This window comes from Methanospirillum hungatei (genome assembly GCF_019263745.1).
GTDB classification, from domain to species: domain Archaea; phylum Halobacteriota; class Methanomicrobia; order Methanomicrobiales; family Methanospirillaceae; genus Methanospirillum; species Methanospirillum purgamenti.
The window spans coordinates 1,459,006-1,484,938 of the sequence record NZ_CP077107.1 but is presented as its reverse complement, the minus strand read 5'-3'; the positions used below and the strand labels follow the sequence as shown (position 1 = coordinate 1,484,938).

General features: G+C 45.9%; 25 protein-coding genes and 2 tRNA genes. 13 read left to right on the top strand and 14 right to left on the bottom strand.

From position 1 onward, the window contains the following. Positions 1-3: 3 nt before the first annotated feature. Together KSK55_RS07040 and KSK55_RS07035 are read right to left on the bottom strand one after the other, a co-directional pair. A complete protein-coding gene (locus tag KSK55_RS07040; protein WP_218608694.1) occupies positions 4-2,601 on the bottom strand; it encodes a valine--tRNA ligase in 2,598 nt (865 codons plus the stop codon). Positions 2,602-2,709: 108 nt separating this feature from the next. Then, a complete protein-coding gene (locus tag KSK55_RS07035; protein ID WP_218608693.1) occupies positions 2,710-3,780 on the bottom strand; it encodes a tetratricopeptide repeat protein in 1,071 nt (356 codons plus the stop codon). 205 nt (positions 3,781-3,985) lie between these two features. On the opposite strand from KSK55_RS07035, the gene KSK55_RS07030 reads away from it, so the two are divergent. Beyond that, complete coding sequence (locus tag KSK55_RS07030; protein WP_214420390.1) at positions 3,986-5,191, top strand: TIGR00297 family protein; 1,206 nt, start codon at positions 3,986-3,988, stop codon at positions 5,189-5,191. 6 nt (positions 5,192-5,197) lie between these two features. Here KSK55_RS07030 and KSK55_RS07025 read toward each other — a convergent pair whose 3' ends face one another. Together KSK55_RS07025 and KSK55_RS07020 are read right to left on the bottom strand one after the other, a co-directional pair. Then, positions 5,198-6,040 carry a hypothetical protein gene (locus tag KSK55_RS07025; protein WP_214420391.1) on the bottom strand — a complete coding sequence of 281 codons (843 nt, stop codon included), beginning with the start codon at positions 6,038-6,040 and terminating at the stop codon, positions 5,198-5,200. 2 nt (positions 6,041-6,042) lie between these two features. Beyond that, a complete protein-coding gene (locus tag KSK55_RS07020; protein ID WP_218608692.1) occupies positions 6,043-6,633 on the bottom strand; it encodes a pyruvate kinase alpha/beta domain-containing protein in 591 nt (196 codons plus the stop codon). A gap of 39 nt (positions 6,634-6,672) precedes the next feature. Between KSK55_RS07020 and KSK55_RS07015 the strand changes: the two genes are divergently transcribed. The 3 genes from KSK55_RS07015 to KSK55_RS07005 are packed head-to-tail and all read left to right on the top strand — an operon-like array spanning position 6,673 to position 9,446. Beyond that, entirely contained in the window at positions 6,673-7,842 is a 1,170-nt protein-coding gene (locus tag KSK55_RS07015) for a redox-regulated ATPase YchF (protein ID WP_218608691.1), read from the top strand. A gap of 44 nt (positions 7,843-7,886) precedes the next feature. Further along, positions 7,887-8,207, top strand: coding sequence for a hypothetical protein (locus KSK55_RS07010; RefSeq protein WP_214420394.1), 321 nt, complete (start codon positions 7,887-7,889; stop codon positions 8,205-8,207). Between the two features lie 60 nt (positions 8,208-8,267). After that, positions 8,268-9,446 (top strand): sugar phosphate nucleotidyltransferase, encoded by a 1,179-nt coding sequence (locus tag KSK55_RS07005; protein ID WP_256664260.1) that lies wholly within the window; start codon positions 8,268-8,270, stop codon positions 9,444-9,446. Here KSK55_RS07005 and KSK55_RS07000 read toward each other — a convergent pair. Continuing rightward, entirely contained in the window at positions 9,419-10,249 is an 831-nt protein-coding gene (locus tag KSK55_RS07000; protein WP_214420396.1) for a CBS domain-containing protein, read from the bottom strand. The two genes, KSK55_RS07005 and KSK55_RS07000, sit on opposite strands and share 28 nt — an antisense overlap. A 134-nt stretch (positions 10,250-10,383) precedes the next feature. On the opposite strand from KSK55_RS07000, the gene KSK55_RS06995 reads away from it, so the two are divergent. Beyond that, positions 10,384-11,088: a hypothetical protein gene (locus tag KSK55_RS06995; protein WP_214420397.1), complete on the top strand. Its 705-nt coding sequence runs from the start codon at positions 10,384-10,386 to the stop codon at positions 11,086-11,088. Positions 11,089-11,096: 8 nt separating this feature from the next. Here the strand turns inward: KSK55_RS06995 and KSK55_RS06990 are convergent, their stop codons facing one another. Beyond that, positions 11,097-11,678 carry an HVO_0476 family zinc finger protein gene (locus KSK55_RS06990; RefSeq protein WP_214420398.1) on the bottom strand — a complete coding sequence of 194 codons (582 nt, stop codon included), beginning with the start codon at positions 11,676-11,678 and terminating at the stop codon, positions 11,097-11,099. A gap of 31 nt (positions 11,679-11,709) precedes the next feature. Between KSK55_RS06990 and KSK55_RS06985 the strand changes: the two genes are divergently transcribed. Then, the gene (locus KSK55_RS06985; protein ID WP_218608690.1) at positions 11,710-12,141 is read left to right on the top strand and encodes a DUF371 domain-containing protein; all 432 of its coding nucleotides are present in this window, start codon (positions 11,710-11,712) and stop codon (positions 12,139-12,141) included. A 105-nt stretch (positions 12,142-12,246) separates the two neighbouring features. Beyond that, entirely contained in the window at positions 12,247-12,426 is a 180-nt protein-coding gene (locus KSK55_RS06980; RefSeq protein WP_214420399.1) for a hypothetical protein, read from the top strand. 49 nt (positions 12,427-12,475) lie between these two features. Here the strand turns inward: KSK55_RS06980 and KSK55_RS06975 are convergent, their stop codons facing one another. From KSK55_RS06975 to ppsA, 5 genes are read right to left on the bottom strand one after another with little or no spacing between them, the layout of a single operon-like run. Then, positions 12,476-13,084 carry an METTL5 family protein gene (locus KSK55_RS06975; RefSeq protein WP_218608689.1) on the bottom strand — a complete coding sequence of 203 codons (609 nt, stop codon included), beginning with the start codon at positions 13,082-13,084 and terminating at the stop codon, positions 12,476-12,478. Then, the gene (gene dph2 / locus KSK55_RS06970) at positions 13,081-14,022 is read right to left on the bottom strand and encodes a diphthamide biosynthesis enzyme Dph2 (protein ID WP_218608688.1); all 942 of its coding nucleotides are present in this window, start codon (positions 14,020-14,022) and stop codon (positions 13,081-13,083) included. The genes KSK55_RS06975 and dph2 overlap by 4 nt, the downstream gene beginning before the upstream one ends. Beyond that, complete coding sequence (gene hpt, locus KSK55_RS06965; RefSeq protein ID WP_218608687.1) at positions 14,006-14,554, bottom strand: hypoxanthine/guanine phosphoribosyltransferase; 549 nt, start codon at positions 14,552-14,554, stop codon at positions 14,006-14,008. The genes dph2 and hpt overlap by 17 nt, the downstream gene beginning before the upstream one ends. Next, positions 14,535-15,644 carry a tyrosine decarboxylase MfnA gene (mfnA, locus tag KSK55_RS06960; protein WP_218608901.1) on the bottom strand — a complete coding sequence of 370 codons (1,110 nt, stop codon included), beginning with the start codon at positions 15,642-15,644 and terminating at the stop codon, positions 14,535-14,537. The genes hpt and mfnA overlap by 20 nt, the downstream gene beginning before the upstream one ends. Continuing rightward, the gene (gene ppsA / locus KSK55_RS06955) at positions 15,634-17,922 is read right to left on the bottom strand and encodes a phosphoenolpyruvate synthase (RefSeq protein WP_218608686.1); all 2,289 of its coding nucleotides are present in this window, start codon (positions 17,920-17,922) and stop codon (positions 15,634-15,636) included. Before ppsA ends, mfnA begins: the two co-directional genes overlap by 11 nt. A gap of 158 nt (positions 17,923-18,080) precedes the next feature. Here ppsA and KSK55_RS06950 point away from each other — a divergent pair. The 6 genes from KSK55_RS06950 (at position 18,081) to KSK55_RS06925 (ending at position 22,282) form a co-directional block, all read left to right on the top strand. Beyond that, a tRNA-Tyr gene (locus tag KSK55_RS06950) sits at positions 18,081-18,186 on the top strand. Between the two features lie 8 nt (positions 18,187-18,194). Continuing rightward, a tRNA-Asp gene (locus KSK55_RS06945) sits at positions 18,195-18,267 on the top strand. A gap of 67 nt (positions 18,268-18,334) precedes the next feature. Further along, positions 18,335-19,162 carry a hypothetical protein gene (locus KSK55_RS06940; RefSeq protein ID WP_214420404.1) on the top strand — a complete coding sequence of 276 codons (828 nt, stop codon included), beginning with the start codon at positions 18,335-18,337 and terminating at the stop codon, positions 19,160-19,162. A 55-nt stretch (positions 19,163-19,217) separates the two neighbouring features. Beyond that, a complete protein-coding gene (locus KSK55_RS06935) occupies positions 19,218-19,628 on the top strand; it encodes a hypothetical protein (protein ID WP_218608685.1) in 411 nt (136 codons plus the stop codon). Beyond that, the gene (locus KSK55_RS06930; protein WP_218608684.1) at positions 19,625-20,332 is read left to right on the top strand and encodes a PKD domain-containing protein; all 708 of its coding nucleotides are present in this window, start codon (positions 19,625-19,627) and stop codon (positions 20,330-20,332) included. The genes KSK55_RS06935 and KSK55_RS06930 overlap by 4 nt, the downstream gene beginning before the upstream one ends. Before the next feature lie 18 nt (positions 20,333-20,350). Continuing rightward, complete coding sequence (locus tag KSK55_RS06925) at positions 20,351-22,282, top strand: tetratricopeptide repeat protein (RefSeq protein WP_218608683.1); 1,932 nt, start codon at positions 20,351-20,353, stop codon at positions 22,280-22,282. On the opposite strand, the gene thiL is transcribed toward KSK55_RS06925, so the two are convergent. The 3 genes from thiL to KSK55_RS06910 are packed head-to-tail and all read right to left on the bottom strand — an operon-like array spanning position 22,270 to position 25,924. Further along, positions 22,270-23,130, bottom strand: a complete 861-nt coding sequence (gene thiL / locus KSK55_RS06920; RefSeq protein WP_218608682.1) for a thiamine-phosphate kinase — start codon at positions 23,128-23,130, stop codon at positions 22,270-22,272. The two genes, KSK55_RS06925 and thiL, sit on opposite strands and share 13 nt — an antisense overlap. Continuing rightward, positions 23,130-25,070: a DUF460 domain-containing protein gene (locus KSK55_RS06915; RefSeq protein ID WP_218608681.1), complete on the bottom strand. Its 1,941-nt coding sequence runs from the start codon at positions 25,068-25,070 to the stop codon at positions 23,130-23,132. Before KSK55_RS06915 ends, thiL begins: the two co-directional genes overlap by 1 nt. Continuing rightward, on the bottom strand, positions 25,064-25,924 hold the full coding sequence (locus KSK55_RS06910) for a serine/threonine-protein kinase RIO2 (RefSeq protein WP_218608680.1): 861 nt from the start codon (positions 25,922-25,924) through the stop codon (positions 25,064-25,066). The genes KSK55_RS06915 and KSK55_RS06910 overlap by 7 nt, the downstream gene beginning before the upstream one ends. Positions 25,925-25,933: the final 9 nt, after the last annotated feature.

Genomic DNA, 25,933 nt, shown 5'->3' with positions numbered 1-25,933 from the left:
TTTTTACTGCTCTATCGTTATTACTAAACTGTCACTGACCGGAATCAGGTCAACACTGGCTCCTGCAACAGTGTAGGAGAGCTGGGGGAGTACTGAACCATCAGGCACTACAATCTCTTCTCCGTCAACGGTTATCGTAGCCGGAACGGATGTAAGACTCTCTTTTGGTAATGCCTCAATTGCCTGCATGAATCCTTTTGCCTTCCCCCGGAGTTTCGGACCAATGATACCCATATCAAACTTAACCCCACTGACTACCTGTGTCAGTTCAGGCATGCCGGTCTTCCAGGTAAGGGTACAGGTGGATGCGGTGCTTGCGTCTCCTGCATCATCAACCGCAAGAGCCGTGTATACTGTCACATTGCCGAGCGGAGCATTCAGGGCAAGCCCCTTATCATGCTTGTACCGTCTGATCTCAGAGATGACCTGGACCAGGATCTCACCAGACCTGACAGCCTCTTCATCCTCATAGGAGAATGTCACCCAGGGCTGCTGATGAACAGAACTCTCCTCCATGGCTGACCAGACTTCTTCGGCAAAGTACGGGGTAAAGGGTGCAAGCATCCGGCAGATTGCATCCATCGATGTCCGGATGGCAACACAGGCCCCGTCACGGTCTGCAGAATCCGAGTAGAGCCTGCCCTTCACGATCTCGATATAATTGTCTGCGAGGACATCCCAGGCAAACTCCCGTATTGCTTTCAGACCCTTATCAAACTGATAGGTTTCAAGAGATTCTGATACTTCCCGAATGGTCTGGCTTAATTTGGTCAGAAGCCACCGGTCTGCGAGAGCAGTCACCTGTGCATCGGCCTTGTACGGGGCCCGATCAAGTTGCATCAGGGCAAACCGTGAGATATTCCACATCTTGGTAAGGAACCGGTTTGCAGCGACCACATCATTCCAGTTAAATTGAATATCTGATCCGGTTGCAGCACCAAGAGCGGCCCACTGACGAAGGGAGTCAGCACCGTACTGCTCCAGAATCTCCTCAGGGACCGTTACATTGCCCCTGCTCTTACTCATCTTAAAACCATCTTCTCCCAGCACCATGCCGTTTACCAGGATCTGCTCCCAGGGTTTGCCACCGGTGAGGGATACTGCACGAAGTATTGTATAAAATGCCCAGGTCCGGATGATATCATGACCCTGTGGCCGAATCTGTGCAGGGAACAGGGGTGGGACTTTCTGTGTTCCGTCCCATCCGGTCACGTGCATCACCGAGATGGAAGAGTCCATCCAGGTGTCAAGGACGTCAGTCTCCGGGATGAAATTTGAGCTGCCACATTTTGGACAAGGGCGCTTTGGTATATCAACCGTCGGGTCAATAGGGAGTTCGCTCTCCTCCGGCAGTATGATATCACCACAGTCCTTACAGAACCAGACCGGGATAGGGGATGCAAAGATCCGCTGACGTGAGATACACCAGTCCCACTCCATCTGGGTGATCCAGTTCTCCATCCGGAGAAACATGTGTTCAGGGTACCACTTGACTTCCTTTGCGGCTTTTAATGCGGCTTCATGTGGGATCTTTACAAACCACTGATGTTCGGAGAGGATCTCGATGGGTGTTTTACACCGCCAGCAGGTTCCGACACGCTGCTCAAGAGGTTCCTGGCGGAGCAGGATTCCTTCGGACTTCATATCTGCAAGAATTGCTTCCCGGCAGCTGGTGGTATTCATCCCCTCATACTTCCCGGCTATCTGGGTCATATGACCAGTCTTGTCAATTGCTTTTCTGAGCGGGAGATTATGAACCTTCCACCAGATGACATCCTGCTTATCACCAAAGGTACAGATCATAACGGCCCCTGAACCAAAGGACGGGTCAACCGCTTCGTCACAGATGATGGGAACCTCATGACCGAACAGGGGAACTTTCAGTTGTTCGCCTTTTCGACCTTTGTACCGGTCATCATCAGGGTGAACGGCAACTGCCACACAAGCGGCAAGCAGCTCTGGCCGTGATGTTGCAATTTCAAGTCCGGAGAAGTTGAAATAGTTGAGTTTTGTTGTCCGGTCGCTGTAATTGACCTCGGCAAATGCAATGGCAGTCTCACACCGTGGACAGAAGTTAACCGGATGGTCAGACTGGTAGATCTGTCCTGCGTGATACATACGCAAAAATGAGAGCTGGGTTTTGCCGAAGTACTCCGGCATCATGGTGATGTATTCGTGGCTCCAGTCGATGGAAAAGGCCATCCTGCGCATGGATGCCCGCATCTTCTTGATGTTTCCAATCGTCAGCTCACGGCACATCTCACGAAACTTCTGCCGGTCAACATCATTTTTTGTGATCTTATGGATCTCTTCAACTTTTACTTCGGTTGGAAGACCATGGCAGTCCCATCCCTGCGGGAACATGACATTGTATCCTTTCATCCGCTTGTATCTGGCTAAAAAATCGATATAACACCAGTTGAATGCATTTCCGATATGAAATTCTCCGGTGGGATAGGGCGGTGGCGTGTCAATGACAAATTGTGGCTTTTCAGAGCCTTCCTTGAAGTAGACGTCTTCATCCTTCCACGTCTGTTGCCATCGTGCTTCCACCTCACGATATTCATAGGTTTTGGGAAGTTCCCGCAAGACCCGAGACATTGCCCATACGTTTGAAGGTGAAGGGTAATGTAGATGATGGAACATGTGGGGTGAATATGAACTGGTTCATAATCCTGGCACCATCAGGATGAAAAAAAGATTCTGGTATCAGCACAAAGAACCGATGCCGCAGGTAGGGATGTTGTCATTCGAGCCGAACATGGATGAGGATATGGGCGTATATGTATTCATGGCCTGCTCTTTTGCCCGTTGAGCTTCATCTTTTCGTCCCAGTTTCTGAAGTACCCGAGAGTAACTATTCCATACATCGGATCCTGAAGAACCAAGATTAATAGCATGTTCATATGCCCCAGCAGCCTGCTCAATTCGTCCGATTGAAGTGAGAATACCTGCATACTCTGACCAGAGCTGCGGCTGGTTGTCTGATAATCTGAATGACTGATTATAGGCATCTAGTGCTTCAGTAGTTTTTCCTGCTTTCTGAAGAAAACCAGCATATGTTCCATATGCCGCCGCATCTTGTGGAGACAGAATGAGCGTCTGGTTCATAACATCAATTGCTTCACTTGTCTTCCCGAGGGAAAAAAGGACATCTGCTAGTTTTTTCATAACCGGCGCTGTTTCATTCGTCGCCAGTGCTTCTTTAAAAACTACTTCAGCTTCTGAAAGCCGTCCCAGACCACTAAGGACATCACCATATGTTGTGAGGGTATCATAGTCAAGGTCTGATGTCTTTTGCAGATCAGCATATGCATCAGCTGCATGTTTCATCTCTCCGATTGCTGCAAGGCCTTCTGCCTGCTTTTTTAGTGATTCAGCACCCAGATTTTCAGATGATCTGTTCACTCTTACCTGTGAGGGTTTTCCACCGGTGACGCTATCGCGAATACTTGACGACCAGGGAATAACATACACATAATCGTACGTATAGGATATATTTGCCCCAGGTAATTCGCATTGACATGTTGGATAGTACATTCCAAGAGAATGATATGTATGGTCAGTTGTGAGAGCAGAAGAAGTATTTCCATCGCCGAATGTCCATAAAACCTTGTCGCATTCTTCTCCTCCGGGAAATGTAAAGTAAACAGGTAAAGGATTTTTCCCTTCAGTTGGGGCATAAGTCGGGGCTGCAGATACACAAGATGAGAAGCATAAGAGACAAAGAAGCACCGCAGGTGCAATTATTATTCTATTGGATCCGGAATATTCTGGCATCAGGTGAACACCTTCGTATCCATTGCTGTGAAAGATAATAGGGTTTCAGTACCCCGACACCTGGGTGTTGGACATGTGAAGGATCTTATGTCTCTCCATCACACATGTATACTCCATTTTTCTTTACAAAATCTCATTATTGGCATTTCATTCCGGAACAGGTGCATGATACTATATATTCGGTGAATAACCAAATACGTACCCAATGTTTAGCACAGTGAGATGGATTGCATTTGTACTGGCGGTTCTTCTCCTGATAATATCCCCATATCTCCCTCCCGGAGTTCCGGGACTTATCGTAGTTATTACTGCCCTTGCTCTCTGGTTTAAGTCTGTAGAACAGTGGCTTTCGATCGCCTTGGGAATAATCGGATTACTGGGACTATTGGGTATTCTCCCGATTTTTGTTCTCTGTGCGTCTATCCTTATAGTCACGACAAAAGAACTTGTTTTTTCTCTAACCGGAGGGAAAACTATTGAATACGCGTTATCCTTCATTTGCGGTCTTCTGATAACTGCGTTGGTTATGGAATACCTTGGTGTTCAGTCATGGCTGTCAGCGGTGGTCGGGGCCACGGTCTGTGTCCTCCTGCATTCGATTTTAGGAACTCAAAAAAATGCAGTGACAATCGAACTGATTGCGGTTGCCATGATTATGCTCCTGATTGAGGATCTTGAGTATGAAGCAACCTTCCCATTGGTGGCGACCGCTGTTGTGATAGCGTTCGGATTTAGTTACTTTGCCTACCGGCTGAAAACTGCTGACATTCCTGGATTATTTTCTGCTGCTCTGGTCGGTGTCCTTCTTATTGTCTTTGCCGGGATCTCCTGGTTTATGATAATGCTCTCTTTTTTTATTCTGGGTGCTATTGCAACCCGGTTTCATATGGACTATAAAAAGTCCCTCCATGTTGAAGAGGAAAAAGGAGGTGTCAGAGGGTATGTAAATGTCTTTGCAAATGGATTGGTTTCTGTTTGTGCTGCAGTGGGATATGGCGTTACTCAACATCCTGCATTTGTTGCGGCATACCTTGGAAGTGTTGCAACCGCAGCAGCGGATACCGTCGCCGGAGAAATTGGTGTCTGTTATGGTAAACCAAGGCTGATTACAACCATGCAGCCGGTCCGGGAAGGAACAAATGGTGGCATCTCTTTTGTTGGAGAACTTGCCGGACTATTTGGTGCAGTTTTTGTGTCAACCAGTGCAGTTCTGCTTGGTGTCGCAGATTTTTCCATTTTTGTTGCAGCTGTCATCGGAGGATTTATCGGAACAAATCTTGACAGTCTGCTCGGAGAATTATATGAAAATAAGCATTTGTGGGGGAATGCTGGAACAAATTTCCTCGCAACCCTTGGGGGAGGACTTGTTACCGCACTCCTCTGGGCAATAGTCTCATTTTTTTCCGGTTAAACCCGGTTAGTACTTATACCATCTTCCTTTTTCGTCATATTCACCAGGAATAGTGACTACTTCCTGTGTTGCTTCTTTGTAGCATGAATATTTGAAAGTAAGCAGGAAAGGAACCAGAATAAAAGTAACCAATCCAAAAACCAATGATGTAACGATTGTTCCTTCTGGACCGATAAGGGCTTGCCAGTCAGTGAGAGTGTACTGAGAAAAAACTCCCTGCTGTGTTGTCAGGTTCATGTCAATAAATTGAGTAAATCGATCAGCAAGGATCATACCCCAGAGAAAAGCTCCAAAGAGAGACACAATCACGGTCATGATTACACTGATGATAAAAAAACCGACTGACGTGGAGAGCTTGATGGTAACAAGTTCCAGACTTCGTTTCAAAGTATCAAAAATTCTGGTTTTTTCACAGACTGCAACATTGTCGATGTAGATTGAAAAGAGAATTGCAGGTATTAAAATCCCAAGCATGAGGCCGGTGAGGGCATACTCATCGCTTCCATAACCCATAATCGAAAGAGGAACGCTTAAAAGTAATGCCATGATTACAATCATTCCACCAAGAATAACTACAGGAAGGACAATAGGGAAGTAATTTCGAAGACCCGTGGTTATGAGATTTTTTAAATCGGTGTCTCCGGTCATAAGATGATGGTTCATTATCCCGACAATAAATGGGAATGCGATGACAGCAAGCATGGCTATTTTTCCCGCTAGAAACATTCCTCCGGTGAATTCAAGCCAGATTACAAGTGCTGCAATACACCCTGCGTAGACTCCGGAGATCCAGAGAAGAGGCCTGTGTATGAGTAAATGGAGTGTTCTTTTCAATGTTTCAAGTACCATTGTTACCGATCCCTTGGCATTGCTACAATTTCACGAACCTGTAGATCGAAAAAGTGTTGGGTATGAGATGGCCTGATGACACAAACGGTATCAACACCAGACCCTGTACCCCCGAGGGCAATTACTTCATCAGGAACACTTATTGTTCCCTGATCTGCTGCAATCAGGGTACATTCAATCGCGACTTTCAGGCCGACTGCGATCACTTTTCGAAGAGCATGTGCAACTGCTTCACTCCTGGATCCTCCGCCGACTTTGGGAGATGACGAAAATGCGCGTTCCAGGCCGGATAAGACATGTGTACCGGTTATTATGGTAACACCTTCTTTTCGTAGTGACGATGCAATTTCAGAATCAAACTCCCAGACACCGGGCGAAGAAAATCCGACGACATGGGTCACAATCACAAGGCGTAGAGGGGTTTCTTTGAGTTCTTCATACGCAATCTGTGCGGTTCTGCCGCTTGTACTTGGCACGATTATTGTTGATATTCCAAGTTCCTGAGCACGCTCAGCACCAATCCGGATCGCATCCCGACTGTTGGCCTCACCGGGTTTGTCAAAATAATACACTTTTTTGGTGCAGTATCCCATACATACCTGTTAGTTCGCACTGGGATTTGAGGACCATCTATGATAACCCTCGCACTTGCTGGAAAACCAAACTGTGGCAAATCAACCTTATATCGGGCAGCAACTATGGCTCCCGCTGAAATTGCCAATTATCCGTTCACGACAATAGACGCAAACCGGGGAGTGGCTTATGTCAGAGTTCCCTGCCCCTGCAGCACACTTGCGCATCGCTGCGGTGTTTGCGCAGATGGAATCAGGTATATTGCTGTCCACCTGATTGATGTTGCGGGCCTGGTACCTGAAGCCCATACCGGCAAAGGTCTTGGAAATCAGTTCCTGGATCATCTCAGGCAGGCTGACGCTATAATCCAGGTTATTGATGCAAGCGGAAGTACTGATATTGAAGGAAACCCGGATAATCCCGGTACCCATGATCCATTATTGGAAATTCCGATGCTCAAGATCGAGATGGCGATGTGGCTGCATGGAATTATCGAAAAGCACTGGCCAAAAATGCAGCGGCAGGCTCAGTCACGTACATTTTCAATTTACGCAGGTCTTGCCGAGATTCTTGCCGGTCTCTCGATCAGGGAAGAACATGTGATGGAAGCTGAGCGGGAAGCGGGAATTGAGCTCAGGCTGACTGCTGCCAGTGATCTGATTGATTTTTCAAAGATCCTGATGCACAAAGCAAAACCGATGATTATTGCAGGTAATAAGGCCGACCTTGCCTCCCCTGAACTTCTTGAAAAGGTAAAAGGATCTGGTGCCATCCTGACATCAGGTGCAGCAGAGTTGGCTCTGCGGACTGCAGCTACATCACAGATGATCGCCTATCATCCGGGAGATAAGACATTTTCAATTCCAGATGAAGGAAAACTGAGTGAGGCTCAGAAAGCAGGTCTCATGAAGATGAAATCATACATGGATGAGCATGGTGGTACCGGAGTTCAGGATATAATTAACCGGGCAGTGTTTGATCTGCTTGACATGATTGTCCTGTACCCGGTTGAAGATGAAACCCATCTGACTGACGGACAGGGACGGGTTCTTCCTGATGCCTTCCTGATGAAGAAAGGTACCACTCCTCATGACTTAGCATTCCAGGTTCACTCAGACATTGGGAACGGGTTCTTGTATGCTATTGATGCGAAGACAAAAATGCGGATTAAAGAAAGTGCAATCCTAAAAGATGGCGATATCATAAAGATTGTGAGCACTGCAAAATAAATCCGCACCTTTTTATACTACTGAATTAATATAATGGTTTAATTATGGGCGGCGAGGTGTATCAGGCCCAGGTTCTGAAGAATTTCTTTGACACAATCACGGGTACCGACAGGAATCTTACCCGGATATATATGTGTGTCATAAGCCTTGCCAAACTTCGTGGTGAAGATGTCGAGATGATTGGACATCTGGTTGAGCAACTCAAACAGAGTAAAATGAAGAAAGAACTCTCCATTGATGTGCTCGATTATATGTGTGCGATTGCATCAGATCTCGAGATTACCGCGGTAAAAACCGCTTTTGGTGTGAAAGAAATATCAGAAGTTGTTCAGGACTTTGACTCGGTCAGCCTGGATAGTTTGTAACTTTTTTAAGTAGGGATTTCTCCTGCGGTCTTAAATGTCCGGAAAGCCTACATAATCGATATGAAGGTCTGTATCATGTGTGGAGGCGAAGGAACCCGTCTTCGCCCGCTCACCTTTGAACGTCCAAAACCATGTATTCCAATCGTCAATAAGCCTTCAATAGAACATCTCGTATCACATCTCTCAAATCTTGGATTTCATGATATCATCATCACCGTCGGATATAAGAGCGATGCCATTGAGCAGGCACTTGGAGATGGAGCCCTGTTTGGTGCAAAAATAAGTTATGTGTACGAAGAAATAAAACTCGGAACCGCTGGGAGCGTTAAAAATGCACGTGATCTTCTTGGAGAAAAACCCTTCCTGGTGGTCGGTGGTGACCACTTAACCGATATTAACCTATTAGAATTTTACCGGGAACATCTCAAACATTCTCCAATCATTACCATTGGTCTTATTAGCGTAGATGATCCCTCTGAATATGGTATCGCGGAGATTGATGTTGATAACCGAATCAGGCGATTTAGAGAAAAACCAGGGCCTGGTGAAATTTTCTCCAATCTTGCATCAACCGGTATGTATGTCTGCTCACCAGATATTTTTGATTACATACCTGACAATACCAAGTTTGATTTCGCAAAAAATCTCTTCCCGCTTCTGATGGAAAAGGGGATGTTGCTGGATGGATGGCTTGCACGGGGGAACTGGTCAGACGTGGGGAGCCCCGCATCACTCAGACTTGCAGAAAAATGGAAACTTCAGGAGATGAGTTATGCGAACATCTCCGGTGATATGGATATTAAAAATGCGAACATACAAGGCCCGGTAGATTTTGGTGGATCAATTTATGTTGGTCATAACAGCAGAATCGTCGGGCCGGTTGCGATTGGAAGTGGGACATCCATTGGGGACAATGTTCTTATCGGACCGTATACATCAATAGGTAAAAATTGTATTATTCGAAATAATGTCCGCGTCTTATCTTCCACGTTGTATAACCGGGTGGTTATCGGGCAGGGAACATCGGTTTCTGGTGCAATCATAGACAATGAAGCAATGATTGGTGACTCTTGCAGTATTGAACATGGTTCGGTCATCGGTCCAAGAACAGTTATCCGGAACCGGGTGACGGTTCATTCAAACACCCGAATATGGCCAGATATGGTTATTGCTGATGGCACTACCGTGACCGAACATATGCTGAATGACTCTTATGATACCCGGTGCGAAGGATCCTGATCCAGATCAGAAGGAGCTGTTCCAATCCCTCCAAACCGGTGAGTTCCGGCAATGAGCGGGTGACGGGCATAGTCCATGATCTGGATATCATCGATGGTCTTCAGGTTCATGGCTTTTGCTGTCCGTTCAAGTCCGAGTTCAAGGTTTTCCATGATCTCGATAATATATGCCTCAAGAATTTTAATGCCAAGCCGCCTTGCAGCAACTGCACGGTGATGCCCATCAACAAGGATGAGCCGGCCAGGTTTTTTAATCACAATAACCGGCTCTGCAAGTCCCTTTTTGATCTCATAAATCCGTCCTTCCAGTTCATCCATATAAATTCTGGACTGGGTTGGGAGAAGAGTATGAACCTGAACCGGCCCTTTTGAAAGGTGTGGCTTTATTTCATGGAGTCGTTCGATGGTATCCATGAGCTTGTAGACTTTTTCTGGTGAAACATGCTCTATCTGGGATCGCACAACATCTGTGTTCGAGATGATACCGAGGAGTTCATTCTTCTCATTGACAACTGGCAGTTTCTGAATACCAGACCTGATAATTACCCGTGCTACGTCACTAATTGCCATTTCAGGATCTGCCACAATGAGATGATGACTCATGATCTCCTTCACCGGTGTTTCTGGATGAACAAACAAAAGATCCCTGGCTGCAATATATCCCACCACAATGTTTCCGTCTACTACGGGAAAGCCATCATGAGAGGTGACCCTGATTGCATGGATGACCTCTCGCGCGGTTCCCGTCAAAGGGACGGTGTCCACGTCTGTGGTCATGTAATCACGGACCCTCTTTTTTTCCATACGAATCTACTCACCCTTTGCAGGTATGAATTCATCGTTTCAAAAGGGGGCAGTATGAGGAGAATACAAGAACAGATCTCTTTGACAGTAAACAGTTGCATCCTTTATCTTCCGGCAGGGATTACGTAATAGGAATGAAAGGATTCCGCCACCAGCCTTCAGAAAAAAAGGAAGAGATGAACTGGACGAAAATTGGAATCGTCGCAGTTTGTGTTCTGATGGCTGTCTTTATGATTGTATCAATGTTCGGAATGTCATGGCTGAACATCTTCACTCAGGCAAAGCCGGGGAACACCGCTCTCGTTGATTTTACCTTCCGTGACGCGCAGGACCGTCCGGTTGTAACCAGTGTCCTTTCTGTCATAACAAAGGCCCAGGATCCAAGTGTCATGACCTTTAAGGCAAATTCACTTCCGGTCAGAGTAAATGTCTCTTCCGGTGAAGACCTTGTCCCGATCCAGGTTATCAATCCGTACAATGAATACGGAGTCATGGAGTTTGGTCTCTTTGGCCCTGAAATCGATATGATCAGTAATTCCATCGCCGGTATGGGTGTTGGTGATTCAAAGATCCTGACCTACCCGTATGCAGGACAGATGTCCAGGCAGATGAGTATGGAACAGTTCGTGAATATTTCAGGTGAGAGTTTTGCAAATGTTCAGGTTGGAGATCAGGTTCCGCTTGCCTTTATTGACCAGCCGCAGATCCCACTGGACAATGCAACTCCGGCATCGTATATCAGAACTGCCACGGTGGTTGACCGGGATGCAGCCAACATTACGTTAAATTACGGATATCCAACCGTTGAGATTATACTGGCCAAACTGACAACTTCATAAAAAACCGGTTAAAGCCGGTAGGCATATATCCGCTTTATGCGGTTTGCAATCTCATATTTTCCTTTTCTTCTTTGAATTATCCCGTTTCTTAAGCAGATATGGTCGATTCTGGCACGAACCCGATCAATTGAGACGATCTCATCGATAGTGAACCGGTCATCTCCGTCACAGGCAACGTACATAGGGATAGTCTTCTTCCCATCATGAACAGAAATCCTGACGATCACCTCATCAATAGCACGTGACCAGATGGTATCAATCTCTTCTGCGGTTGCTTTCTGAACTCGTTTGTCTCCTACTTCAAGAGACATAATTTCGACTCCGGCGCCTTCACCGTCATCTCTCTCCGCAACGATATAATCTCCAACCTCGACAACTTCACCTTTCATGAGTTCGGCTTTTCCAACGTAGGATTCAGCTTCCCGGCTCACAATGGTCTTTACAAAAACAGGTTCAGGTTCAGGTGGGAGAGGTCTTCGGGATGTCAGTCCGCACACGGTGCAGCGGGTGATGAGATCGCGTGATTCGCTCAGAACCTCCTGTTCTGTCTCTTCTTTACATGTAGTGCAATAGATGTCTACCAGATCCATTGATTACACATGGAAGAGAGTGTGTAAATACATGGTCAGGGAAGAGGAGTATTTCATTGCTCATGGACACTCGAATGTAACGGCAACACATCGCACTACTTTTGAGATAACAAAAGAAGACGAACTTTCTCTGGCAGGTAGTTGTATCATTGCAGTGGGAGCAAAAAAAGGTGCAGCAGATCTCAGTCGCAGTCTCTGTGCTGCGTTAAGGCATCAGGATCAGGTGCTAGTCACGACGCTCACATGTGGTCCGCACATGATTGAGATCCGTTCACAGGGAGATCCGAACCTTACCCTTACTCATCCAACAGATCTGGTATGGAGGCGGTCGTCTTTTACCTGTAACCGGACTATTGGGGTACTTTCAGATCATACCGCTAGTACCATACCCCGGGAAATGGTTTCCCTGCTCGCGAAGGGAGCTGACCTTGAAGTATGTATGCTGGTTGAGTATCCGGACTGATGGTAAAAAACTCTTAAATTAGCGAGAAAAAATATTCATACATATTAGTTTATAAATATCTTTGGAACAAACGAGTATTGTATATCTGATTGGAGGATTCAAAAAATGGATAAAATGGGCCTTGGAATGTTAATTGTTGGTATCATCCTTGTTATTGCTGGTGCCTATGGAATCTGGTTTTTCCTGCCTGATGTTATCAACGTTGTGAAGGGAGCTATCGGAATCATTGCTCTGCTTGCCGGTATTATGCTTGCCGGTATCGGATTTATCCTCGTTAAGGATTAATTCTCATTACAGTAATATCCAGCAGAGAAATCTGCCAAAATAGTTTTTGTTATTTTCTTTTTATTACATGGATTTCAACAGGTATTTCATGCCGATCCCTGGAGTGAAACCAGAAAGTCCGTGGTATGGTAAGTCCGGCAAGTATGGATGAGGTAATTTCCCCTCTACCCTGGATAAATTCTCTGATGAATTGCTCGGATCGGGCGTTAAAGATTCCGTAGGTTATATCTGCTTTTGTAAGTGCCATATCAAGAAACGGGCGATCTGCATGCTCAGTCTGTGCTCCAAAGGGCGGGTTCATGATAACTGTGTCTCCTTTTGGAATAAGAGTCATGGCCTGAGGATCTGTTATATCAATCTGGATGAGCCTGATATTACATCCGAGATCATGAGCATTTGCTTCTGCAATCCGGATCGCTTCTCCGTCATCTTCAACAGCCACGACATCCGCTCCAAGCAATGCAGCGCCTATTGCAAGGATACCAGTTCCACACCCAAGGTCAAGAACCGTCCGTCCGGAGATATCACCTGCAAGCATTGCCATATGAAGGAGACGAGCTGCCAGGGGGGCAGGAGTCTGGTACTGTTCCCGTTCTGCAGATGGATTATTAAACCCGGATACCCGCTGTAATAGCATCTCGAGTTGTCGGAGTTTCATGATATTTCGTCTACCTCATAATCTGCAAAATCCCTAAATCCACAAACAATCTCAAACTCCGCCGGTGTTAGAACCGGAACAGAAAACCTGATTTGATCATCATAGGCAAGGCGGGGACATGCAGTATTTACATAGCAGGGAAATCCCATGTTGAGCAGTTGGTCGGGTGTGACCTCTCTGAGCATGATTTTGTATGCTCTCTTAGAAAGACTGCAGAGATGGTCCGCCAGGTCTGATCTACACTGACCGGTCTTTGATGAAACAATAATTCCATAAGAATATGCTTCTTTTGCTTTTTGGATAAGGCCGAAACGCACCCGGAGTAACCGATCTGCATCCGGCTCTTCAATTCTCCCGGTTATAGGATCACATGCAATTACCCGTGCCCCGGTCGCCAGTTTTATTCCGATTGGGTGAAATAGTCCGGTCCCGAGAAACAATATCTCGTCAGCTCCAGCCTTTCGGGCTGCATGAAATGAACACCCCAGGACCTGACCAGGACATGGTGTCCGTGATGATGGCTCGGCGACAACTGATTCAATTCCGGCGTTTGATAGGAGTTCTACTACTTTTGGAAGGAGATGGATATGCTGGACGGTGGTGACCAGTCCCACCTTTTTTCCGATCAACCTTGGGATGGCTTCGTTAATTACTGAAATATCACCATCAACAGGCCAGGGTTCATAAATAACACGATCGGTTTCATCCACCGGGGTATGACCTATATGAACCAATACATCAGCACAATCACGGGCATTGAGATCCAGGTCACAGGCACCATAACAGGGATCACCACTTATGATTACTTCATATCCGAGGTTTTGCAGATCCTGTGCAAGACGGGGAAGGAGGCGTTTCAGTCCCTCCGGTGCTTGAAGTGCTATTGTATGGTATCCATGAGAAGCAAGCCGGTTATGAAGGTCAGGAAGTCTGATCAACTACTCTCACCGAATCGGTTACTTCAATGGAGACAAGATAGGAATACGGACGTGAAAGGGTCGGTTTTCCTTTCTTTATAACAAATCCGATATCAACAATATCAGCACCGATACTCTCCAGAGCGGCAATGATCCCATTCATTGTGCCTCCGGTACTGATGACATCATCAACAATGACCACCCGATCACCTGGGCAAATTCCGTTTATGTACATCTCTCCCTTTGAGTATCCGGTCACCTGACAGACATCACACTCTCCAGGCAGATTATATCTTCGTTTTCTGATAATGTTCACCGGAATATCGGTCATGAGAGACAACGCTGTTGCAATTGGTATTCCCATGGCTTCAGCAGTCACAATATACTTCACATCTGCAAGGTCCAGAAGGCGGATCATACCGACGGCTATCTCCCGGAGCAGTCCGGGGTCGATATCAGGAATTCCATCGGTGATAGGATGAACAAAATAATTGTATTCACCTTTTTTAACAATGGGGCAGGTAATAAGTGAATTAGTTAGAATGGGAAACATACGATTCTCCAAAGTCTGTGAGGAATGACTCGACAACATCACGGGTTACATGTGGCATGCACACTATCCGAAGGTCGCCCTTCCGTGTGTACGAGACTGTCCAGGGGGAAGGAACGCTGACATGATCAAAAGTTGCGACATTTACATCAGGTGTAACTTTTCGTGGCACTCCGAACGCTTCCATCCCTTCAATGAGTCTTCTGGTATTCTCCATACATCCGGTGACAAGTGCTTTCATTCCTTTTCGTCCTAGATATGCCATTACAGCATATGCTGCTGCAACTGACGCACCAGGCCGTGTTCCGGTCAGACTGTATGCCTGTTTTGTTGTCAGATATGGTGTTTCAACAAGCAGGTTGCAAAATACCCGTTCATCCCGAACCATCAGAATTCCTGATGGAATTGTGCTCATTCCCATCTTGTGGGGATCGACTGATATTGATCCGACACCGGGGACAGAAAAGTCAAATGGTGGTGCATGATCGATAAATGGAAGCACATATCCCCCAAATGCAGCATCAACATGAAGATGTACTCCCTCCTGCTCCGCAAGTTTTCCAAGAGCGGGTATGGGATCAGTCATTCCATATTCTGTAGTTCCTGCAACAGACACTATACAGCATGTGTTTTTGTCAATAAGTTCACCGGTTGCATCAGGTATCATTCGGTACTGGTCATCAATTGGGGCAACACGCATCTCAACATCCATCATCCCGCATGCTTTCTCAAATGAGAAATGCGCTGATGCCGGGACGATAATATTTGGATTCTTAACCTGCTTTGTTTTTTTACAAAACCGAAGAACCTGAATATTTGACTCCGTTCCCCCTGATGTTGTACATCCCCCGGCAGATGGCTCCTGATAAAGATCAGCAAACCACCTGATTAAACGGTCTTCAAGTTGTGCAGTTCCCGGAAATAACCCCGGATCTCCAAGATTTGTTTCCATGAACAGATTATGTGCCTGCACTGCGACTGGATGTGGGGTTGTGCACATGGAAGAGAGGATATGGGAATAGGATCTATCCTCGTTACGCTTCGCCTTGAGAAAACAAAAAAGTTCGTCGGCTGAAAGGCCTTCAGCATCCATAAGGTCTTCTCGCCGCGTCAAGGATGATCCGCTGTTCAGTCCGTGCAACCGTTTCGCGGATCTTTGGGATTGCATCGATATTGGAGGAGACACTGGTAATGCCGTGCTCAACAAGCCAGGTGACCATATCTGGCTCACTTCCGGCCTGTCCACAGATGGACACTTCAACGCCGCCTTTTCTACATGCCTGTATTGCCTGATCAATCAGAGCGAGCACAGCGGGGTGCTTGGGCCAGTACATATCCGTGACGTTTTCATTGTTCCGATCAATGGCTATGGTATATTGGATCAGGTCATTGGTTCCGAATGAAGCAAATTTGATCCCTGCTTTGATGAAATCATCAACAAGGACGGCACTTGCCGGTATCTCGATCATGATACCAAGATCCACGTTCTCAACATCTACTCCGGCCTGTCTGAAGAGTTCTTTTGCTTTGATGAATTCTCGTGGATGAGAGACCATCGGGAACATTATTCCAAGATTGTCATATCCGAGATCCCAGAGACGTTTGAACGTGTCTATCTGTAGTTTAAATTGGGCTGGACTCTGCAGATCTCTTCGAATGCCCCGCCATCCAAGCATCGGGTTATGCTCAATGGGTTCATTCTCTCCTCCCTGCATATTTCTGAATTCATCGGTTGGTGCATCAAGGGTTCTGACCCATACCGGTTTTCCCGGGAAAGAATCAAGGACGACTTTAATGCCATTCATAAGTTCTGAAATGAATTCTTCTTCACGGTGATTCTGGATATACCAGTTTGGCGTTTTATTCAGACCAAGGATAAGGTGCTCAATTCTTAAGAGACCCACTCCATCAGCACCGGTTGCTGCTGCCCGCTGGGCTGCTTCAGGCATTGAAACGTTCACCTTTACAGAGGTCGCCGTGATAATTTTTGCCGGAGCAGAAGCGATCTGAACCTGGGCAGAACCTGCAGCAGGAACCTGTTGGGCGATCACTCCCTCGTAAATAAGTCCCTTCTCACCATCAACGGTAATTACCTGCCCATCTTTGAGAATCTGTGTAGCCTTCCTGGTTCCGACGACTGCCGGAGTTCCAAGTTCTCGTGAGACGATTGCTGCATGACAGGTCATTCCTCCCTCATCAGTGACGATGGCAGCAACTTTTCGCATTGCAGGAACCATATCGGGATTTGTCATCCTGGTGATCATGATGTCACCTTCTTTGACCTTTCCGATATCCTTGACATCATCAATGATGATTACCGGACCACTTGCAATTCCTGGTGATGCACCCTGTCCCTGCAGAATGACTGCATCAGCAGAACCAGTGTTATTTTCTTTTTTCACGGCTCCGACTCCTTTTATGGTTGTTATGGGGCGGGACTGAAGGATAAATATTTTATCTCCGACAATCGCCCATTCCATATCCTGAGGAATTCCATAGTGCTCTTCAGAAACAATACCATATGTTGCAAGTCTTTTCACTTCATCATCAGATAAGACCTGCATCTCCTGGCGGGACTTTTCAACATCCCTGGTGATAGTGCCGTAATTGCCGTCGGCTACAATTTCAATTATTTTCGGTGATATGAGACGATCAGTCGTCCGCTCAAGCCGTCTGTCAAATACATAATTATCAGGGGATACTGCACCGGATACTACGGCTTCACCAAGACCCCAGGATCCTTCAATGATTGTCAGAGATTCTCCGGTTACCGGATGAGAGGTGAATAAGACACCAGCCTTCTCAGAGTTGATAAGCTGTTGAACAACCACTGCAATATTCACAATATGGTGATCAAACCCCTGTTTGGAGCGATAATAGATAGCACGAGCTCCATACAAAGAAGCCCAACATGTCTGTATTCCATTCAGGAGGTTTTCAATACCCCTGATGTTGAGAACAGTCTCCTGCTGTCCTGCAAAACTAGCATCCGGCAGATCCTCTGCAGTCGCGCTAGACCGGGCAGCTACAATCTCTCCTGTACGGGAGAGTTTTTCATATGCGATGCTGATCTCACTTTTAATATCATCAGGCATTTTTGCCTTATGAACCAGATCCTTGGCTTTTTGTGCCGCAGATTCAAGCAAATCATTATCATCCACATCCAGGGACTCTAATAATTCAAAGAGGGGCTTTTCAAGGCCTGTCTGAACTAAAAATCGTCTGAATGCCTGACTGGTAACGACAAAAGCCGGGGGAACGGGCAGCCCGATTGAGGCCATTTCCCCGAGTGAGGCACCTTTTCCGCCAACTGATGGGATATCCTCTTTTCGGATCTCCTCAAGCCAAAGAATGTCTGGAACTCCCGTCATGAAGACTAACCTGTGAGTAAGTATTCCGTTTGTCTTGTAATAGATGTTTTTTTATTGTGATGGTGTATGCTTCAGGAGGGTACAGCGGGAAAAAAATTTCAGGGGTGTGAAGTCCGAAATCTATATATGTTGATAACTACCACCTATTAGAGCACAATCCCGCCTTAACTCAGACTGGTAGAGTGCGCGGCTGTAGACTGAATTGCCGCATGAGGCAAAAGCGCAGCTACCGCGATGTCCCCGGTTCAAATCCGGGAGGCGGGATATGCCTAGCCCAGATAGTGTAGTGGCCTATCATGTCGGCCTGTCACGCCGACGACTCGGATTCGAATTCCGATCTGGGCGTTCTCATTTTCCGGCAATCTTCTATAGTAATCATTCCAATATCTATGAAGATAATCCGGTGCCGTTCATGAATCATAAGATCACCTTTCTAGTCAGTATCTGTCTCTCTTTCATTCTCATCTCTGCTGTGACGGCAGATATTCTTCCGAATGGAACAAATACTACAAACAGACAGATTCCGTCCGAGACCTATCTGGAAGTGATAGGTTCAATGTCTTCTCATCAGACCTACCAATTGGAAACAACAAGTCATGGAGCACATGAGGGTGGTTTCCTCTATGATGGTGAGCGGGTTTCATCCGTTGTATATAAAAATGATATGACAACAAACGGAGGATATCTTGCGCAAAGTAAAGGTCTGAAGATAGATGAGGGTCCACAACAAAAAGGTGCCTTCAATGTAGATTCAAAAATAGTCTCTACATATCTTACTGACCCGGAAATAGGAAGTAAGATGTCATCTTCTGATTCTCTTGAGATGTACACATCCGGTAATTATTCTCAGAACAATCTTTCAGTCCGAAATCCGCTTGTTGCTGAGATCATTGGTGACTATGTCGGTGGCTTTAACAGTTATTACAAAGGTGCATCTGCAACTGACATGACTACCGGACAGATTGCAACGATGGCTCGTGCACGTTCAGTAGGAACAGATAATACAATACCTGCTGAGCTTCGCTATCTTATCGGAATTCATCCGGATATGTCATCTGGAATACCTTATGCAGCAGGATCAGCAAGTACCGAATTTGTTATGACTAATGAAGAGGGAGCACCGACGAATAGTACAAACCTCTCTTCAACAAAGCAGGTCAAGGATAAAACAACGGTAGATGGGCAGATATTCACCTTTGGAAAATCATTTACGGTGACTTCTGGTCTCTCCCCTACTTGATCTCCGGCAGGAAACATATTAGAACTGTCTGACAAACCAGATGAGCGTGAATTACATGACGCATATTCGCGTTTTCATCTCCACAATACTCTTTATCCTCTTTACACCTGTTCTCATTAGTGCAGACTCCTGGTCAGTCTCTCCGGCTTTTGATGATCATGTGAGTGGATCAACAAGTCTTGTTAATATGCAGTCATTTGCGATGGAATCGAAGCTCAAAATCCGGGCTGTCGGGGATGATGCCGGTCCGGCCGGTGTGGAATACATGGTAAGTATCTCTCCAATTATTGGTTCTGACGCTGCTATTGGGACCGTTCGCACTGATTTCAGGGGGAGTATCCTTGAGGCCAGGGGAATTCATCACAATGAATCTGCAAGAAATGAATGGCGTGATTCGTCAATGGTCAGTGGCGCAATTGTAAACTTTATGAAGTCCTTTACCTATACCTCAGGAATTAAATTATGACATCTGCCTGGTGGAGATACGTTCTCGGATTATGTGTTATCATGATATTGATTAGCACAACGGTGCATGCTGCATATACCTTAAAACCATCAATGCTTCCCTCTCCACCTGGATTTACCCGTGGATGCCACCCCTCATATGATGAGTTTGTCATCTCTACAATTGCTGCAGATTTCACTTCAGACAGGACTGAAGGAGATGCGCCATTCCGGGTACGGTTCTATGATGTCAGTTATGGATTTGCAGATGGACGAATATGGGATTTTGGCGACGGCAACACATCAACTGATAAAAATCCCATACATACCTATCGGGAACCTGGTAAATATGACGTCACTCTGACTCTCTATTCCAATTACACCTACGAAACTCCGATGACCGAATACCGGAATACAAGTCGGGGACAAATGACCGATTTTATGTGGTCCAGTATAGATCGTGAACTTGATTACATAACTGTTCATGAACGTGGTTCTGGTGTCAGGCAGGAAGTCCCTGAAGGTTGGTATCCGGAGCCGAGAAACCGGGTTGAAATGCCCTCTGGTGCTGATGGTGCAATTGGGAGTGCATCCTTTACTGCAAATGAAATAACATTGTACAATAGTTCACAGGGCTTCCTGACAGAACGTGGTTACAAGGAAACGCTTGATATAAACGGGGCATATTACCTGGTACATAGTGTCCCCTATAATACTGGATTTTAATCTTTTTTGTTGATACGAATGGAAAATAAAAGCAGAAATCGTATTCTAATACATGTACTCTCCATTTCCCTTCTGACAGGAATCCTGCTCATATGTGGATGTGTTGAAGACCGGCCTATTAATGTGTCAAATATCTCTTCAAATCTGACACTTCTTGCTCAAGAAAAGGCAGAGAATGGTAGTGTCAGTGAAGCGATATCCCTGTATGACGCAGCCATAAAACTAGATGATTCAGATCCAGGTCTCTGGCTGAAAACTGCTGATCTTCTGGCGAATCAAACAAAGGATCTGGAGGCAATTACGACCTTTTCCCATGTTCTTTTACTAAATCCTAATAACAGCACTGCTTTCGTAGGAAGAGGGGCAGCATATGCACGAACAGGTAATTTATCTGAAGCCATCAATGATTTGAATCAGGCTATAGTTTTAGACCCCGGGAATGCTGCTGCACATTCAGAACTTGGTGATGTCTATGCCGGGATGAATGAAACTGAATCTGCACTCTATGAGTATGGAATTGCAGTAAACCTCACCCGAAAGAATTCTGACATATATGTAAAGCAGGCTGAATTGTTATACAACGTTGGAAGGTATAACGAAGCGGCCAAAGCGTACGACAATGCGCTGAAACAGAATCTGAAGGATGCTCATGCATGGAAGCGGCTTGGGGAAATGCTCCGGCTTTCTAACCGGCTTGAAGAGGCTGCAGTTGCATATGGGCAGCTGAATACACTTGTTCCGGATAATACTGATAATTTATATATTCAGGCAGATCTTCTTGAAAAAACCGGGAAATTTAAAGAATCAAAAGAAATCTATGCTCAACTGGTGAAAAACGATCCAAAAAACGTTGATCTTCTGATTGCTCTTGCAAGAGTTCAGAATGTTCTTGGAGAATTTGAAGAATCGGCCGCAATATCCCGAAGTGCATTGATGATAAACCAGAGCAATCCAGATGTCTGGGCAAACCTTGGATTTTCATATGCGAATCTGAAGAAGTTAGAGGCATCTTTTGATGCTTTTAATCAATCGCTGAAGATTGATCCATTCGATCCAATCACTATCACAAATGTCGGATTTTTGCTCATGCAGTCAGGAAGGTATCAGGATGCTTTATACCGGTTTGATAATGCATCCCGGATCAATCCTGATGATGCAGCAACCTGGATGCAGAAAGCACGTGCAGAGCTCGCTTTAGGAAAACGTAATGATGCACAAGCCTCTGCTACCAGAGCAACTAAGTTGTCTCCGTATTCAGTAGATGCATGGTACCTGCTCGGTGATGTTGCCTCAGTCAATAAACAGTATGATGTGGCAAAGGAAGCATTCGAGACTGCTTTACAAATAAATCCCCTCTATGAGGATGCATTCAAATATCTGGTAGAAGCAATGCGACAATTAAACCAGGCGTACGATACTGTCCACTATTATGATCGGGTAATTTCTGATAATCCAAATATTACCATCGCCTGGATGAGGAAGGGGTATGCGGCTGATCTCGCGAAAGAGTATGGAATATCAGAAGATGCGTACCGGGAGGTGGTACGAATTGAACCAGGTAATACTGAGGGATGGACAAACCTTGGATTTGCCCGGTTCCAGCAGGGGAATTACTATGGTGCTATTGATGCATTCAACGAAACACTAAAGATAAATCCCAATCAGTCAGTCTTCTACGTAAACCGGGGAGCAGCGTATCAGAAGATTGACAAACTTGATAAGGCATATGATGACTTCTCCAAAGCACTTGAACTAGATCCTGAAAGCCGTGATGCTCAGTATGGCATGGGAAAGACACTGTATAAAATGGGGAAAGTGAATGAATCATTCCCGTACTTTAAAAAGATTGGAGAAAATCTCTATATTGCCCGGGTTTATGACTCTTTGTATCAGGGAGTAACCTACTTTTCCAATAACTGGAACTACTGGCGTTTCTCTTACCAGTGGTGAAGGTATCCTCTTTTTTGAAGAATTCCTCCATCCATTGTGATATTTGATCCTTCGGTTACCCTTCCGATGATTGAAAAAGGAATGGATAAGGTAGATGTGGCATTCTCCGGAATAAAAAAGAGAAGCTCAAAATCTCCCCCTCCAAACAAGGCTGCTTCTAATGCCTTCTCACGCTCAGCATCAGGAGGCAGAGGAATACGAATAGAGGATATATCCATTCCAACTCCTGACTCACTGGCTATGTCATAGAGTGAGATGGCCAGACCATCACTGATATCCATCATAGCAGTCGCTCCAGCAGTCCGAACTGCTATTCCCTCATGAACTCTGGGCTGTGGTTCACAGAGATCTTTCCAGTACCTTTTATCCCCTGAAAGTCCGAGAATTGCCCTGCCCAGGGTTCCGGTTACGCAGATGCAATCCCCCACATGTGCTCCTATTCTTCGTACCGGTGTTCCATCGGTTATGATCCCAATACCGGTAGAAACGAGGGTAAGTTCTGTGTGGGCATCCAGATCACCACCAGCATAGGTTGCGCCATACTTTCTGCAGCAGGCTTGCGCCCCAGAAACAATACCTGAAAGACGCTCTTCGGTATTCAGACCAATAGCCAGGAGAATCTGAATCGGCTGTGCTCCCATTGCCGCAATATCACTGATAGTTACCGCAACAGACATCCATCCTATCTGCCAGTCAGTCATTCCCTGGGGGAAATCTGAACGTTCATGAAGCATGTCGGTTGATGTGACAAGAGTCCCACAGGAAAGGGGGAGAATTGCACAGTCATCACTACAGGTTTCTGTGCCACATACCGGGCGGATTATGTTGAGTAATTCACGGTCATCCATTACCGCACCTTTCGTTCACGTTCAGCAAGATACTCTTTCATCAGATCATCAAGCATCTCCTCGCTCTTATCTTTCAGGAATTTTTCATGCTCATCGCCCCATCCATCAAGAGCATCAGCAAATTTTTCTTCATCACAGGTTCCCAAATCTCCTTTAATCTGGATCTGCAGATCTGTTGACAATAGAAGGGGAAGTGACTCCTCCAGGAACACATCCCTGAGTTCCCGACTTAAGGTTTCTGCTGCTTTTTCATTCAGGATGACTGCTTCAATACCAGCCTTGGTTATATCATGCACTATCCCTTTCCCCCACTTTGCCAGTGTTCTGATATAGAGGATGTCACCAGGTTGAATGCCGACTCGCTCAGTCAAAAGACGCACACTATCGCGGGAGAGATCTGGAAGCACTTTTATCACCCGTGTTCCTTCCGGCCTCATCTCATCTGTAGTCTCTTTCATTCGCTTGAGCCTGCGCTGAAGTTTTTTATTGTTACGTTCTTCCTGTCTGAGCCGGTGTTTGAGATTTGCAATTATCTGTTCCCGTTTGATAACTTCGGGTTCGGCATTCAGATTCTTCTGTCGTTCAGCTTTCATGCCTGTCAGCTGCCGAGATAATTTCTGGTTCTGCTTTTTCAGATCCATAATCTCCTTCTGGAGATCAGAGACGAGAATTCTGAGGTCTTTTACCTTTCCATCCAGGATTCTGACCCGTTCATCGGAGGTGTCAAGAGATATTTCTGGTTTCTTTTCTTCAGGTTTGGCCGGCGGTTCTTTCCTATCTGACAGGATTTTTTCAAGGGATTGCCCTTTTATAATCCCTGCTTTTACCTCGTCCAGATCGACGCTCTGGGGGACACGTTTTAATATCCCTGAAAATTTATGTTTCCAGAACCTGAAGGCCTCAAGAGCAGCAGTTAAGGCATCCCGTTCATGGTCATTGCTATATCCGAATTTTCCGGCGAGTTCATATTTGGTTTCTACCGGAATATCCTGCCGTGGTGTAAATGGGACTGCCTGAAATGCCCTGCGGATCTTCTCAACGGTAAAAGGCATCGGCACAACATCAGAGGCGACAATGATTGGTTTCCCTAGTGACCAGATAAGCTCTATGACATCGGCCATGGTCATCTGTCGGGAACTTTGAACCTTAATCAACTCACCGTTGAGATCAATGACTGCAATTCCGATAGTAGTGCCAGGATCAATTCCGACTATCAGGTACTTGGGACGGGCAGAAGCAGGTCTGTACTGGATCCTGTCCAGGCGTTTTCCTGAAAGCCGGATCTGGACATCACCCCCTCTTGAAGATGAAACCGGAATCTGGTCGCGTTCTTCCCTGACATGAAATGTAACTCGTGAAACTCCTCCAAATGCCTTATATTCTTTTTTCCAGTACGAGAGACCCCTACTTTGAAGTTCGTGCTCAACTTCCCTCGCATACCTGAGAACATTTCCATGAATTTTCCTGGCATACCTGTTCTGACTCCATCCTCCTTTCCCAGGAGATCGGTTTCTTGTTATGGTGATTTCAGTTTCTTTCTCAAATGCAACGACCTCAACACCTGCTCCATGGAATGCAACCTGAGCTGCTGCCCTGGCTTCTGCATATGGATCAAACCTGTCAAACGTGATATTATACCGTGCAGCGACCTGAATAAGACCAATCTGTCGATCGCCTCCCGTTACAACAATGAGTCGTGTCTTTGATGGAAGAAGTTCCAAAAACCTATAGAGATCCTGGGTATGCGGGGCAATCTCCTGGACCGAGTCTACTGCAAGGATATCTGGCTGATACCGGTGAATAAGTTGAACCAGCCGGTGAAGGGAGACTGCAAGTTCTTTTACAATCTCTCCTTCGTCATGAATAACCAGGGCATATTTCGGCTGAACTGTCCGGGAACGGACTGATCCGGTAATAAGATCTATTCCGAAAATCAGCACCCGGTCACCAGTGTTTTCACATCTTTCATATCAGAAGAAATCCGGTACCGTCGGGAGAAAAATTTTGTGATGGTCTCAAGATCATGATCCAGGATTTCCTCTGCATTTTCATGGTCTGGTGAAACCCATTGAGGCCAGTCGATGATCCAGATCTGCTCTCCATCAAACATCACATTGTACTCGGAAAGATCACCATGGATAAACCCACGTTTATATGCCGCCTGCAATTGTAGTAAGATCTCTTCAAGGACTTCTTTTGGATTGTCAAGAGTACACTCAGAAAGTCGGTCACCGGTGATATATGTCATCGCGATTACATTACGGTTCATTATTAACGGCGTCGGTACTCGCACATGGTTCTGTAATGTGCATAAGGCCATGTATTCCTGTTCTGCAGAGAAATGCGATGCAATTACCCAGGGGCAGTGCTGTTTTTCAGGAAGATAATTCCTCCCTTTTCGCACCGTTTGAAATGATCGTTGGCCAATCCTGTGTAATTTAAGGATGACAGGGCCGGTCCCAAGTGCTTCATATACCCTGGATTCTTTTCCTTCCCCGATGCAGGATCCAAGGGCACTAATTATTCCCTTTTTGACCAGGTGAGCGATTGCAAGTGTATCATATCCATTAAAAACCAGGCAGTATCCTGGATATGGAACCTGCGAAAATTTGACCATTCCCTTTTCCATCAGTTTTGAGATTCTGAAATGAACTTCATTTGCAGACAGTCGTGTGTTGCGAACCAGTTCTTCTTCCGGCACCCAGGAGAATCTGCCCATGAGGAACTCAATGGACTGAAGGATGCGAAGTTCATATTTATGGAGGGATTTTATATGGTCTGCCGAGAGGTGCATTTGCTTATG